This window comes from Frankia sp. R82, from assembly GCF_023716925.1.
Taxonomy (GTDB): domain Bacteria; phylum Actinomycetota; class Actinomycetes; order Frankiales; family Frankiaceae; genus Frankia.
This window is the reverse complement of sequence record NZ_JAMQQG010000004.1, coordinates 35074-48831: the sequence shown is the minus strand read 5'-3', so window position 1 is coordinate 48831 and position 13758 is coordinate 35074. Positions and strand designations below refer to the sequence as shown.

Genomic DNA, 13758 nt, shown 5'->3' with positions numbered 1-13758 from the left:
CGCCGATCCGTTGGTCGGATGTGCGCGCGGTGAGACACGCGCACCGGCGGTGCCCTCGGCACAAGGGAATCCCGATCGAGGGCAGTACACACGTCAGGAGGGCGGAGCGCTCGTGTCCGGTGCTCCAGACAGATGACTCCAAGAAGAATCTTCCGCGGCTGGGTACCACTGCTGCTCCTGGTCCTGTTCGTGATCATCCTCACGACCGGTCTCCTGTCGGGCCCCAGTGAGTACGGCAAGCGTGACCTGAACTTCGTCCAGCAGCAGATCGACGATGGCCAGGTCACGAAGGCCAAGCTCCAGGACTCCAAACAGCTGATCCAGATCACCACGAAGGACGGCAAGAAGTACGAGTCGTCCTACGTCAGTGAGCAGGGCGTCCCCCTCGCCAATGAACTGCGCAACAAGAAGGTCACCTACGACGTCTCGGTGGACCGCGGGAACATCTTGGTCTCCCTCCTGCTGAACCTCCTGCCCGTCCTGCTGGTCGTCGTGCTGCTGTTCTTCTTCATGAACCAGATGCAGGGTGGCGGCAACCGGGTCATGAACTTCGGCAAGTCCAAGGCCAAACTGGTGAGCAAGGACACGCCGAAGACGACCTTCGCCGATGTCGCCGGGGCGGACGAGGCAATCGAGGAGCTCCAGGAGATCAAGGAGTTCCTCGAGAATCCGGGCAAGTTCCAGGCCATCGGCGCGAAGATCCCCAAGGGCGTCCTGCTCTACGGGCCGCCCGGTACCGGTAAGACGCTGCTCGCCCGGGCGGTTGCCGGCGAGGCTGGCGTGCCGTTCTACTCGATCTCCGGCTCCGACTTCGTCGAGATGTTCGTCGGTGTCGGCGCGAGCCGGGTGCGCGATCTGTTCGAGCAGGCCAAGGCCAACGCGCCGGCGATCATCTTCGTCGACGAGATCGACGCCGTCGGCCGCCACCGCGGGGCGGGCCTTGGCGGCGGGCACGACGAACGCGAACAGACCCTCAACCAGCTACTCGTCGAGATGGACGGTTTCGACGTCAAGGGTGGGGTCATCCTCATCGCGGCGACGAACCGGCCGGACATCCTCGACCCGGCACTGCTGCGGCCCGGCCGTTTCGACCGGCAGATCGTCGTCGACCGGCCGGACCTGCTCGGCCGTGCGGCGATCCTGCGGGTACACGCCAAGGGCAAGCCCATCGGCCCGGACGCCGACATGACCGTCATCGCCCGGCGCACCCCCGGGTTCACCGGTGCGGATCTGGCCAACGTGCTGAACGAGGCGGCGCTGCTCGCCGCCCGGTCGAACCTGAAGTTCATCTCCTCGGCGCTGCTGGAGGAGTCGATCGACCGGGTGATGGCTGGCCCGGAGCGCAAGACCCGGGCGATGAGCGACAAGGAAAAGAAGCGCATCGCCTACCACGAGGGTGGGCACGCCCTGGTCGCGCACGCACTGCCGAACTCCGACCCGGTGCACAAGGTGACGATCCTGCCCCGCGGGCGGGCCCTCGGCTACACGATGCAGCTGCCGCTGGAGGACAAGTACCTCTCGACCCGGTCGGAGATGCTCGACCGGCTCGCCGTCCTGCTCGGTGGCCGTACGGCCGAGGAACTCGTCTTCCACGACCCCACCACCGGGGCCAGCGACGACATCGAGAAGGCCACCCAGATCTCCCGGGCCATGATCACCCAGTATGGAATGAGCGACAAGCTCGGGGCGATCAAGTTCGGCACGGAGAACAGCGAGGTGTTCCTCGGCAAGGAGGTCGGGCATCAGCGCGACTACTCCGAGGAGGTCGCCAGTGAGATCGACGTCGAGGTACGCCGGCTGATCGAATCCGCTCACGACGAGGCCTGGGAAATCCTGGTCACCTATCGCGACGTCCTCGACAACCTCGTGCTGCGCCTGATGGACATCGAGACCCTGAGCAAGGATCAGGTCGAGGAGATTTTTGCCACAGTGCAGAAACGCCCGGTGCGCGGCATCTACACCGGTGTCGGCCGGCGCATCCCCTCGGACCGTCCGCCGGTGCAGACCCCGGCTGAGCTGGGTCTCGTCCCCAGCCGCGTCGCGGACCTGGTCAAGGACCCTGGCCCTGGTAACGGGGCCGCCGGCAACGGGGCTAACGGCGTCCCCGGTGCGGGACCCGTCGGCGCTCCGGGGCATAGCGGTCCGGGCTACGGCGGCGGTGGCGAGCCGGGTTACGGCGGGAATGGCGGGCCAGGCGGCCACGGTTATCCCCAGGGCCCGGTCGGTCCGCCCTCCGGTGGTGAGGGAACCACCCCGGGCGGGCCGCCGCGGATCGCGAATCCCTGGGCTCCGCCAAGCTGGCCGAGCGACGACGAGAGGAGACGTCGTTGACGTCCGATCCCACCTCCACCAACGGGTTGGCCTCGGCTGACGGAGAGGTGCTCGACGCAGGCTCCATCAGCACGGCGGGCGCGGCCGACTCCGAAGGTGGTGACGCCGCAGAGCCGGGCGGTGTGCACGTGCGGGATCGGGGCCGCCCGCGTCAGATTCGGCCGTTCGACCACGATCGGGTGGCTCGGGCCGTGCGCGAGCTGCTCATCGGCATCGGCGAGGATCCGGACCGCGAGGGCCTGCGCAAGACGCCGGACCGCGTGGCCCGTGCCTACCGGGAGGCGGTGGAGGGCCTCGGTCGCGAACCGACCGAGGTGCTCACGACCGTGTTCGACGAGGGCCACGACGAGATGGTGCTCGTGCGCGACATCGACTTCTCTTCGTTGTGCGAACACCACCTGGTCGTGTTCTCGGGAAAGGCGCACGTCGCCTACATCCCGAACAACAGGGGCCAGATCACCGGCCTGTCGAAGCTGGCCCGCCTGGTCGACCTCTACGCCCGTCGTCCCCAGGTGCAGGAGCGGTTGACCTCGCAGGTCGCCGACGCTCTGGTCGACGTCCTCGAACCCCGCGGGGTCATGGTCGTCGTCGAGGCGGAGCACCTGTGCATGTCGATGCGTGGCGTGCGCAAGCCCGGGGCGACCACGGTCACCTCGGCCGTGCGTGGGCAGTTCCTCAGCACCGCCACCCGCAGTGAGGGCATGTCACTCATTCTGCGCGGCGGCGGCCGGCACTGAACTGTAAGGCCAACACCGACCCGTAAGGCCAACACTGACCCGTAAGGCCGGCACCGACTCTTAAGGCCGGCACTGACACCAGGCCGGCGGCGAGGGATCATTCCCCTGCCGCCGGCTTTGCTGTCCGGTCGCCCCGCCTCCGGCCGCCGTGGCGACGGCCGGCCGGCGGGTCACAGCCGGCAGGCCTGGATTCCGGAGACGAGGATGCCCCGGGCGCCGAGATCCCACAGGTTGTCCATCGTCCGGTTCACGTCGGCGCGCAGCACCATCGCCCGAACGGCGACCCAGTCCTCCCGCTGCAGCGGCGAGATCGTCGGTGACTCGTAGCCAGGCGTGATCTCGCAGGCCTTCTCCAGCACGGCGGTGGGCACGTCGTAGTCCATCATCACGTACCGCCGGGCGACCAGAACACCCTGCACCCGGCGCAGCAGCCGCTCATGGGCCGCCGACAGCGTCGCCCCCCGCTTGACGATGATGATCGCCTCAGAGCGCAGCACCGGTTCGCCCAGCAGCTCTAGCCCGGCGGCCCGCAGCGTGCGCCCGGTCTCCACCACATCGGCCACCGCATCGGCGACACCGAGGCGGACGGCCGTCTCCACCGCGCCGTCCAGCGTGACGATGGCCGCCGGGGTGATGCCCCGGCCGGCGAGATCGGCCCGAACCAGAGCCGGGAACGACGTGGCGATCCGTTTGCCCTGCAGATGGTCCGCATCCGGATAGGCGCCCGCGGGGGCGGCATAGCGGAAGGTCGCGTGCGCGTAGCCGAGCGGGAGCAGCTCCTCCGCGGCGGCGTTGCTGTCCAGCAGGAGGTCGCGGCCGGTGATACCGAGATCAAGTCGCCCGGACCCGACGTAGACGGCGATGTCACGCGGGCGCAGGAAGAAGAACTCGATGTCGTTCTCGGGGTCGAGGACCACGAGCTCCGCGGCCTCGCGCCGGGCCTCATAGCCGGCGTCCGCCAGGAGCTGACTGGAGGCCACGGACAGCGACCCCTTGTTAGGCACCGCAATACGAAGCATGGTCGCTACTCAGTGTCTGTACGAATGCACCGGGGGATGTTCACAGGTGGGAGTATACGTCGTCGAGGGAAAGACCCAGGGAAATCATCATCAGCTGACTCCAGTAGAGCAGCTGGGAGATCTCCTCGGCGGCCCGCTCCCGGCCTTCGTGCTCGGCTGCCATCCAGGCTTCCGCCGCCTCCTCAACCAGTTTCTTGCCGAGATGGTGAACACCTCGGTCGAGCGCGGCGACCGTGCCCGAGCCGGGCTCTCGCCGTTGCCATTTACCGGCAACCTCGACAAAGAGTTCGTCAAATGTTTTTCCGCGCGATGCGGGTGATGCGGGTGACGTTCCGGCGGCCGTCGCTGCGGTGGCGGCGACGGCCTGCGGCCCCGCGTCGGTGATATCCGGACGTGGCGCACTGCCGCCGGCCGCAGACCGGGCGACGGACGCGGACGGCGACGAGCCGGGCCGATCGGCAGGAACCATGACCGGCATGCTACCTGCGCCCGCCCGCGCCAATCTGCCTCGACGGGCCCGCAGCCGGCCCGAATGCTGTTGACTGGATGACTGTGTCCCCGCCCGCCCTTGTCGCCACGGACCTCGACGGAACGCTGATCCGCAGCGACGGGTCTGTCTCCGTGCGGACCCGCGCGGCGTTGCGGCGCGTGCGGCACCACGGCGCCACCGTCGTGTTCGTGACCGGGCGCCCGAGCCGGGTCATGGCCGACATCGCCACCCAGGCCGCGGTCGGGGGCCTGGCGATCTGCGCCAACGGCGCGCTGGTCTTCGATCTGGATGCGGGTGTCGCGGTCAGCCAGCGCCACCTGTCCGCCGGGACGGCGCTGCGCCTGGCGCACGGCATCCGGGCCGCGGTGCCCGATGCGTCGTTCGCGGTCGAAAGCAGCGCCCGGTTTGGCCGGGAGGCCGCCTTCGAGACGATGTGGCCGGACCCCGGGGAGCTGGTCCGCGCGTACCCCGAGCTGCTGGCGGCACTGCCGGCGACGAAGCTGCTGGTCCGCCGGGCGGGTGGGCTTCCCTTCACCGAGGTGTACGAGGCGGTTGTCGCCCTGGCCGGGACGGAGGCCGTGGTCACCACCTCCTGCGCGGATCTGTTGGAGATCGCTGGAGCAGGGGTGTCCAAGGCGGTGGCGCTCGCGGAGCTGGCCGCCCAGCGCGGGCTGTCCGCCCGGGATGTGATCGCCTTCGGCGACATGCCCAACGACCTGCCGATGTTCGCCTGGGCCGGGCATGCGGTGGCGGTGGCCAACGCCCATCCGGACGTGCTGGCCGCCGCGGACGAGGTCACCGCCTCCAACGACGCCGACGGCGTGGCCCTCATCCTGGAGCGGCTGTTCCCGGCGCCCGAGTGAGCTCGTCGGCGTAACGGCGCCGGTATCGGGCCAGAATCGGGCGCGGGTCCGGCTCGCCGATGGCCGCGTACTCGTCGAAGATTTTCTGGTATATCCGCAGCTGATCTGGATGGCTGTAGCCGGTCGCCTCCAGCGTCTCCACGACGACCAGACTTTCGCCCAGAATCGTGAAACCCTGTACGTGCGGATACTCCAGCTGTGCACTGCTCGGGACGATCCGTACGGTGACGTTCTCCAGCTCGGCGACCGCCGCAATCCTTTTGATCTGCGCAATCATGTACTCCGCCGGGGCGAACCGGTTACCCAGCACCGACTCCATCAGAATGAACTCGAACCGCCGTCCGGCGTCATAGAGCAGATTCTGTCGCAGGATGCGCTGGCTGACCTTCTCCGCGGTGCGCCGATTCCAGTCGCTCGCGTCACCACCAAGAGTCACCCGATGGTAACCATGTACCACCCGCCGGGCGTACTCGCTGATCTGGATCAGCCCGGGCAGCAGGATCGGCTCGAACTCGCGGATATGGGTGGCGGACCGTTCGGCGTCGAGCACCTCCTGCTGGTCGAGACCCACCCCCAGCCGCAGGGTCTCGTCCCGGCTCGGCGCGCCCCGGCGCCGCGACGTCGGGCTGCGCGGGCCACGCCGCACGCTGGTGGCCGCGAGCCGCTCGGCGAGATCGACGAGTCGGCGGGTCTCACCGGGGGCGATGTGCAGGTGCTGGGTGATCCGTTCCACGTCCTGCGGGCTGGGGCGGGCGAGACCATTTTCGATCTTGGAGACGGTGCTCTGGCTGAGGCCGACCGCTCGCGCCAGCGTCTGCCCGGTGAGGCCCTGCTCACGACGTAGCCGGGCGATCTCGGCACCCAGCTCGGCGGCGGCGTGCGCCGGCTCGGCTCCCACACCCCCGGCCTGCTCCTCAGCCTGCATGACCCTCTCCGACCTGTGTCCTGTGCCGGCGTCTCCGGGGCGGACCGCCCGGGGCTGCCCGACGGGATCACCGCCGGGCAGCCGGTCCGATCATCCCTGGGTGGGCAGCTTCGCGGCGGCGGCCAGGAACACCGCACGCGGAATCCGGACCAGTGCCTCGCCGGGCGGCACCGCACCGCTCGGTGTCGGCAGCTCGGAGGCCGCATAGCCCTGCACGAAGATGTCCTGGTCCTCGATGTCCTGGTCCTCGTCGTTCACATAGACGGTGGGGCAGTTCGCGCTGGCGCACGATGCGCCGGCGATCGGGACGAGCCGCATCGCTCCGGTCCTTTCCGCACGGCCGGCCCCGCCCCCGACGATCGGACCACGTCCAGGGCGAGACTCGGCGGTGGCGACAACAGATCGCCGCGCCGAGAATATTCCTCGGCTCACGGCATATTCTCGGATTTATCCAGGTTGGTTGGCACAGCAGTTACCTGGAGTCACCCAAGCGATCAGCCTGGCCGGCGCACGTCACCTCGCCGCTACAACTCCGGGCAGTGGGATTGCTACCTGACGTCGTTACGCCAGCTCGGGATCGCCACGCGGGCGGAACGGCGCAAAGGGTATCCGAGCGCCCAGGCGGCATCGCCAGTGGGGTTACCGAGAGTCACGTCGCCGCGGGCTCCTGCGCTACCGGGCCCGACGGTCTGCCACCACCGGCCGGCCTGGGCGGACCGGCCGCCCCGCCAACGATCCCGGAATTCTGCCGGAATATTTGAGAATTTGCTTGGCATTCCAATTCTGGTGGCAGATCATGAGGCCGGCAGGAAGGATCGTCCATGCGTATGCCGAGCCGCCTGAGGTCAACTGCCCTTCGCCGCCCGCAGGCCTGTCTCGACCGGTATCCCGGGGTCGCGCTGGAGCAGCGGATGACGCGTCTGCTCCAGGAGTTCCTGGCCGCCACTGTTCCGCGGGCCGGCCGGCCGGCCCGCATCGACCTGCGCGCCCCGGCGACCGACTGGTTCATCGACGCCTTCACCGCGGCGTCCCAGCTGCTCGTCGGGCACTGCCCACAGGACAGCCCGCATCCGTTCGCGGCGGCGGTGCACGAGGCCGAACGGCGCTGGGCGCTCCTGGATCGCTGGCACCGCGAGATCGACCCGGTCGTCCCCGGTCGGCACGTCAGCTGAGCGCCCCACCGGGCCGGGCACGATGCGGCGGCGGGTGCCGGCGTGTCGTCGGGCGGCGAGGGCCAGGATAGGCACATGGCGACACCCGTCCACCCCGATCCGCGCCCGTCCGGTGGGTCACCGGCGCACGAGATCGATGCCGAGTTCCTCGCGCTCCCACGGGGAGCGCTCACCGACGCCGCCCTGCAGGCCGCGGGGGACCTGGGCGTCACGCATGCGGACATCCGCATCGAACGGCTGCGGGAATCGGCGTTGTCCTTCCGGGACGCGTCCCTGGAGAGCCGGCACGAGGGCGCCACCGTCGGGCTCGCGGTGCGGGTCGTGCACGAGGGGGCCTGGGGCTTCGCCGCCGGGGTCGACCTCACCGTCGACGAGGCGGTGCGCCTGGCCCGGGAGGCCGTCGCGATGGCGACGGTCGCGGCGCCGCTGAACTCCGAGCCGGTGGAGCTCGCCGGGGAGTCGGTGTATCCGGACGCGACCTGGGTCTCGGCCTACACCGCCGACCCGTTCGCCGTGGACCCGACCGAACGGGTGGAGCGGGTGGGTGGGCTGTGCCGCACCCTGTACGCCGCGCCTGACGTCGACCACGTCGAGGGCCAGTTCGAGGCGGTGCTGGAGAACAAGTACTACGCCGACCTCGCCGGCACCTCCACGACCCAGCAGCGGGTCCGGGTGCTGTGCCAGATCGAGGCCACCCGGGTCGATCCCGGCGGCGGGTTCGAGTCGATGCGCACCATCGCCCCACCGGTCGGTCGAGGCTGGGAGTGGCTGGTCGCCGGGCCCGCGGCCGGCTGTTGGGACTGGGACGGCGAGATAGAGATCATCCCAGGGCTGCTGGCCGAGAAGGCGAAGGCGTCCTCGGTGGAGCCGGGGCCCTATGACCTGGTCATCGATCCGTCGAACCTGTGGCTGACGATTCACGAGTCCGTCGGGCATGCCACCGAGCTCGACCGGGCGCTCGGCTACGAGGCCGCCTACGCGGGCACCTCCTTCGCCACCCTCGACCAGCTCGGCACCCTGCGCTACGGCTCGCCGGCGATGACGGTCACCGGCGACCGCACCACCCCGCACGGCCTGGCCACCATCGGCTACGACGACGAGGGGGTGGCCACCCGGCGCTTCGACATCGTCCGCGCCGGCACCCTGGTCGGCTACCAGCTCGACCGGGCGATGGCCGCCCGCAACGCGGCGGTGCTCGGCGGTGCGGCGTCCAATGGCTGTGCCTTCGCCGACTCCGCCGGGCATGTGCCACTGCAGCGGATGGCGAACGTGTCGTTGCTGCCGGCACCCGGCGGCCCGGGCACCGAGGAACTGATCAGCCGGGTCGACCGGGGCATCTACATCGTCGGCGACAAGAGCTGGTCGATCGACATGCAGCGATACAACTTCCAGTTCACCGGCCAGCGTTTCTACGAGATCCGCTCCGGGCGGATCGTCGGCCAGCTGCGCGACGTGGCCTACCAGGCGACGACGACCGACTTCTGGGGCTCGCTGGAGGCCGTCGGCGGCCCGCAGACCTACCTGCTCGGCGGCGCGTTCAACTGCGGCAAGGGCCAGCCGGGCCAGGTCGCCGCGGTCAGCCACGGCTGCCCGTCGGCCCTGTTCCGCGGGGTCAACGTCCTCAACACCCGGCGGGAGGCCGGCCGATGAGTCATCCACCGACGCCGGCGCACGAGGTCGTCGAGCGGGCACTCGCGCTGTCGAAGGCCGATGCCTGCGTGGTGATCGCCACCGAGTCGAGCTCGGTGAACCTGCGCTGGGCGAACAACACCCTGACCACCAACGGGGCGAACCGGGACCGGTCGATCACGGTGGTCAGCGTCGTCGGGCGTTCGTTCGGCGTCCGCTCCGCCTCCACTCCGGCCGACTCCGACGGACTGGCCGAGCTGCTGCGGGCCGCCGAGGACGCCGCCCGCGCGGCCACGGACGCCGAGGACTACGCCGATCTGCTCGGCCCCGCGACCACCGCCGCGGGCCCGGGCATCAGCCCGGGGGCGGGTGGTTTCACCGAGCCCGCGGCCCGCACCGACTCGGCGGTGTTCGCCACCTTCGCCCGCGACCTCGCCGAGGCGTTCGGTCGCACCCGGGCGGCCGGCCAGCGCCTGTTCGGCTTCGCCGAGCACCGGATCACGACCACCTGGCTCGGCACATCCACCGGCCTGCGGCTGCGGCACAGCGAGCCGATCGGCAGCGTCGAGTGGAACGCCAAGAGCGCCGTTCCCGGTGGCTCGGTGTGGCATGGCCAGTCGACCCGCGACTTCACCGACGTCGACGTCGCCGCCACCCACGCGCAGCTCGCCTCCCGGCTGGTCTGGTGCGAGCGTCCGGTGGAGCTGCCCGCGGGCCGCTACGAGACGTTGCTGCCGCCGTCCGCGGTCGCCGACCTGATGGTCGGGCTGTACTGGGCGGCGGCCGGACGGGACGCGGCCGAGGGCCGCACCGTGTTCAGCCGGCCCGGCGGTGGGACGCGGCTCGGCGAGGCCATCGGGCCGGCCGGGCTGCGGTTGTCCAGCGACCCGGCCGATCCGGACCTCGCGACCACCCCGTTCGTGACCGCCACATCGTCGTCGGCGATGTCGAGCGTGTTCGACAACGGGCTCCCGCTCGGCCCCACCGACTGGATCCGCGACGGCGCGCTCACCGCGCTCGTCCAGACCCGCGCGTCCGCCCGGGCGGCCGACAGCCCTGTCACCCCGCTCATCGAGAACCTCACCCTGGACGGCGGGGGTACCACGTCGCTCGAGGAGATGATCGCCTCGACCCGCCGTGGTCTGCTGCTGACCAGCCTGTGGTACATCCGGGAGGTCGATCCCGAGCTGCTGCTGCTGACCGGCCTCACCCGGGACGGGGTCTACCTGGTGGAGAACGGCGAGGTCACCGGGGCGGTGAACAACTTCCGGTTCAACGAGTCACCGGTGGACCTGCTCGGGCGCACGGCGGAGATCGGCACGACCGTCCGCACCCTGCCCAGGGAATGGGCGGACTGGTTCACCCTGGCCCGAATGCCGCCGGTGCGGGTGGCGGACTTCAACATGAGCTCGGTCAGCCCGGCCAACTGACCTGCCCACCCGCTCGTCGACCGCTCCGCTGCCGAGCGGTCAGAGGTAGGCGCCGCGGCCGAACGGTTCGCCACCGGACTGCTGCTCCTGGGACTGGCCCGGCTGGGCCGCGCCCGCCCCGCTGGGCAACGCCCGGCGCCGCAGCTCCGCGAGCTGGGCCCGGTCGGCCACCTGCTGGGCGACGAGCATGCCGTGGAACAGGCCCTCCAGCCAGCCGACCAGCTGCGCCTGGGCGATACGCAGCTCCGCGTCGGACGGGACGACTCCGTCGTCGAACGGCAGCAGCAGCCGTTCGAGCTCGGCCCGCGGTGCCGGGGCCAGCGCCTCGGACAGCTCGCGGATCGAGCTGCGGTGGATCTCGCGCAGGCGCACCCGGCTGGCGTCGTCGAGGGGGGCCGCGCGCACCTCCTCCAACAACTGTTTGATCATGGTCCCGATGCGCATCACCTTGTCGGGCTGCGAGACCAGCTCGGACACCGGGGTGGCCTCCGACGCCGCGCCCAGCTCGTCCTGTTCCTCGTTCGGGGCCGCGGGGCCACCGCGGCGACCGGCGGCCGGCGGTACGGCCTCGTGCAGCGCCCCGTCGGGTCCGAGCACCACGACGCGGGGTTCCGGTTGATCCGTCATGCCATCTATCCTGCCCGCTGCGCGCCACCGGCGAGCGGCGGTCCCGCCGGACCCGGCCGGCGCCGTCCCGTCCGCGTCCCCGTCAGTATGGTCACGACGTCGGCATCGTCAGGATGACCTTGCCGACGTGGCCCAGGTCGGTGATGTGGCGATGTGCCTGCGCCACCTCGGTGAGCGGCAGCACCCGGTCGATCACCGGCCGGATCCGACCGCTGTCCACCGCCGGCCAGAGCTCGGCGCGCACCCCGGCGACGATCGCCGCCTTCTCGGCGTCCGGGCGGCCCCGCAGCGACGCGGCGTGCACCGCGGCCCGCTTGCCGAGCAGCACCGACAGGTTCAGCTCGCCCTTCACCCCACCTTGTAGGCCGATGACGACCAGTCGCCCACCGGTCGCCAACAGCGCCACGTTGCGGGACAGATATGCGGCGCCCATGTTGTCGAGGATCACGTCCGCGCCGTGCCCGTCGGTGGCCGCGTGGACGACCTCGACGAAGTCCTCGTCCCGGTAGGACACGGCGATGTGCGCCCCGAGCTCACGGACCCGGGCGAGCTTCGCGGGACTGCCGGCGGTGGTGGCTACCACCGACGCGGGACGCAGCGCGCGCACGGCCTGGATGGCGAACGTGCCGATGCCGGATGCCCCGCCGTGCACGCAGATCACCTCGCCGTCACGCAGCCCGGCGACCCCGAAGACGGTCGAGTACACGGTGGCGGCGACCTCGGGCAGGCCGGCCGCCTCGACCAGGCCCACCCCGGCCGGCACCGGCAGCACCTGGCCGGCCGGCACGTTCACCCGGGTGGCATACCCGCCACCGCTGAGCAGCGCGCAGACCTCACCGCCGACCTCGAGGCCACCGACCCCCGAGCCAAGCGCCGCGACCCGTCCCGAGCACTCCAGCCCGAGGATCTCCGACGCGCCGGGCGGCGGTGCGTAGAACCCCTGCCGCTGCAGCAGGTCGGCCCGGTTGACGGCCGTGGCAACGACGTCGATGGTGACCTCGCCCGGCCCCGGTGGGGGCGGGTCCGCCACCGTCGACACCGACATGACCTCGGGGCCGCCGAAGGCGGACATCGTTACAGCACGCATCCATCCACGCTACGACGCCGACCGACCACCCGTGGTCCGCGGCCCACCAGCGGTCCGGTTCTACCAGCGGTCCCAGTGCAGGACGGACTCGAGCGGCTCGCGGGCGGCGGGACGGAAGTCGGTACCGATCGTGTGAGCGACCGGCAGCAGCACCCCCTGACTGATCCCCGCCGGGATACCGAGCAGCTCGGCCACCTCGTCGGCATAGGCGAGATGCAGGGTCGTCCACGCGCTGCCCAGGCCCCGGGCACGCAGGGCCAGCATGAAGCTCCAGGCCGCCGGCAGCAGCGATCCCCAGAACCCCGCCTGCGACTCGGCCGGCACCGTGCGCACGTCACCGGCCAGACAGCCCAGCACGAGCACGGGCACCCGGTGCAGGTTCTCGGCGAGGTAGCGGGCGGAACCGTGGACCCGGTCCTGCACCACCCGCCGCTCGGGGCCGTAGGTGTCGTCGGACGCACCACCGGCATCGAGGTACGGCAGCGCCGACCGCCGGTAGAACTCGCCGATCTTCGCCCGCACGTCGGGATCGGTCACGACAATCCAGTGCCACCCCTGCGCGTTGGAGCCCGATGGCGCCTGCAGGGCGATCCGCAGGCACTCCCGGATGGTCTCCGGATCCACCGGGCGGTCGAGGTCGAGCCGCCTGCGCACGCTGCGCGTGGTGGTGAGCAGCTCATCCGGGGTCAGCTCTGGCGGCACTGTGACTCCTGGGCAGTCGGGAACTCGCCGCGCGGGTCCGCGGCACTCTGGGCGGGTCGCAGGCCGCTCAGACAGGTTCGGGCTCGGGCTCCGCGGGCGCGTCCGGCGCCGGTTCGGTGTACGGCGAGGGCTCGTGGGGGGCCGGGGGCAGATCGGGAGTGTCCGGCAGCAGGGGGCCCGGGTCGTCCGGGATCGGCAGGTCCGGGTCGAGCGGGGGCGGCGGCGGCGAGCCTGGCCGGTGCGGGTGGACGCCGGCGACCGTCACCCGGCGCGGGGCCACAGGACAGGTCGGCAGAAGCGGGCTGGACATAGCACCCGCTGTACCCGTGGGGCACGGCGACGGAAACATCGTCCCAGCATCGCATGGCGTCGCCGGTTCATCACCGCGACCCGGCAAACCCACACGGCGCCCGCCGGACCACCCCCGCGACAACCGACAGCAAACCGACGCAACACCGAACGGGCTACCCCAGGCCAATGACAACCATGCATGCACAACAGACGGCAATGTTTCCGGTCGACGTCGACCAGATGTCGGCGGAGCTCCCCCGTTCGACAGTACCCGCCCCGCCATCACAGCCTTCCGACCAGCACTTTTCCGCCCACCACCCGGGATGGCACCGGCGACGTCCCGGTTGCATTCCGCGCGAGGTGTCCTGGCCGTATTACCGTATTAACAAAAGAACCGGCGAACCACCCCGGAGCACCACGCCCACGAGTGGGTCCGACCGCTAGCGTCATACCCG

At 70.8% G+C, this 13758-nt stretch carries 14 protein-coding genes; 6 read left to right on the top strand and 8 right to left on the bottom strand.

Annotated elements, in window-relative coordinates:
• Positions 1–132: 132 nt before the first annotated feature.
• Positions 133–2331 carry an ATP-dependent zinc metalloprotease FtsH gene (gene ftsH, locus ND747_RS02035; protein ID WP_251731245.1) on the top strand — a complete coding sequence of 733 codons (2199 nt, stop codon included), beginning with the start codon at positions 133–135 and terminating at the stop codon, positions 2329–2331.
• On the top strand, positions 2328–3068 hold the full coding sequence (gene folE / locus ND747_RS02030) for a GTP cyclohydrolase I FolE (protein WP_285899833.1): 741 nt from the start codon (positions 2328–2330) through the stop codon (positions 3066–3068). Before ftsH ends, folE begins: the two co-directional genes overlap by 4 nt.
• Positions 3069–3238: 170 nt before the next feature.
• Here folE and hisG read toward each other — a convergent pair whose 3' ends face one another.
• Together hisG and ND747_RS02020 are read right to left on the bottom strand one after the other, a co-directional pair.
• A complete protein-coding gene (hisG, locus tag ND747_RS02025; protein WP_251731244.1) occupies positions 3239–4087 on the bottom strand; it encodes an ATP phosphoribosyltransferase in 849 nt (282 codons plus the stop codon).
• Between the two features lie 40 nt (positions 4088–4127).
• Positions 4128–4556, bottom strand: a complete 429-nt coding sequence (locus ND747_RS02020) for a phosphoribosyl-ATP diphosphatase (RefSeq protein WP_251731243.1) — start codon at positions 4554–4556, stop codon at positions 4128–4130.
• A gap of 77 nt (positions 4557–4633) precedes the next feature.
• Here ND747_RS02020 and ND747_RS02015 point away from each other — a divergent pair, with 77 nt between their 5' ends.
• A complete protein-coding gene (locus tag ND747_RS02015) occupies positions 4634–5440 on the top strand; it encodes a Cof-type HAD-IIB family hydrolase (protein WP_251731241.1) in 807 nt (268 codons plus the stop codon).
• Here ND747_RS02015 and ND747_RS02010 read toward each other — a convergent pair.
• Together ND747_RS02010 and ND747_RS02005 are read right to left on the bottom strand one after the other, a co-directional pair.
• Positions 5406–6365 carry a helix-turn-helix transcriptional regulator gene (locus ND747_RS02010; RefSeq protein WP_251731239.1) on the bottom strand — a complete coding sequence of 320 codons (960 nt, stop codon included), beginning with the start codon at positions 6363–6365 and terminating at the stop codon, positions 5406–5408. The genes ND747_RS02015 and ND747_RS02010 overlap by 35 nt on opposite strands.
• A 90-nt stretch (positions 6366–6455) precedes the next feature.
• Complete coding sequence (locus ND747_RS02005) at positions 6456–6683, bottom strand: hypothetical protein (RefSeq protein WP_251731237.1); 228 nt, start codon at positions 6681–6683, stop codon at positions 6456–6458.
• A 503-nt stretch (positions 6684–7186) separates the two neighbouring features.
• On the opposite strand from ND747_RS02005, the gene ND747_RS02000 reads away from it, so the two are divergent.
• The 3 genes from ND747_RS02000 (at position 7187) to ND747_RS01990 (ending at position 10596) form a co-directional block, all read left to right on the top strand.
• Positions 7187–7537 carry a hypothetical protein gene (locus ND747_RS02000; RefSeq protein ID WP_251731236.1) on the top strand — a complete coding sequence of 117 codons (351 nt, stop codon included), beginning with the start codon at positions 7187–7189 and terminating at the stop codon, positions 7535–7537.
• Between the two features lie 75 nt (positions 7538–7612).
• A complete protein-coding gene (locus tag ND747_RS01995) occupies positions 7613–9187 on the top strand; it encodes a TldD/PmbA family protein (RefSeq protein WP_251731234.1) in 1575 nt (524 codons plus the stop codon).
• Positions 9184–10596, top strand: coding sequence for a metallopeptidase TldD-related protein (locus tag ND747_RS01990; RefSeq protein WP_251731232.1), 1413 nt, complete (start codon positions 9184–9186; stop codon positions 10594–10596). The genes ND747_RS01995 and ND747_RS01990 overlap by 4 nt, the downstream gene beginning before the upstream one ends.
• Before the next feature lie 39 nt (positions 10597–10635).
• Here ND747_RS01990 and ND747_RS01985 read toward each other — a convergent pair whose 3' ends face one another.
• The 4 genes from ND747_RS01985 to ND747_RS01970 form a co-directional block, all read right to left on the bottom strand.
• A complete protein-coding gene (locus tag ND747_RS01985; RefSeq protein WP_251731230.1) occupies positions 10636–11223 on the bottom strand; it encodes a bacterial proteasome activator family protein in 588 nt (195 codons plus the stop codon).
• A gap of 91 nt (positions 11224–11314) precedes the next feature.
• On the bottom strand, positions 11315–12310 hold the full coding sequence (locus ND747_RS01980) for an NAD(P)H-quinone oxidoreductase (RefSeq protein WP_251731229.1): 996 nt from the start codon (positions 12308–12310) through the stop codon (positions 11315–11317).
• A gap of 60 nt (positions 12311–12370) precedes the next feature.
• Entirely contained in the window at positions 12371–13012 is a 642-nt protein-coding gene (locus ND747_RS01975; RefSeq protein ID WP_251731228.1) for a nitroreductase family protein, read from the bottom strand.
• Between the two features lie 67 nt (positions 13013–13079).
• Entirely contained in the window at positions 13080–13322 is a 243-nt protein-coding gene (locus ND747_RS01970) for a hypothetical protein (protein WP_251731227.1), read from the bottom strand.
• Between the last annotated feature and the right edge of the window lie 436 nt (positions 13323–13758).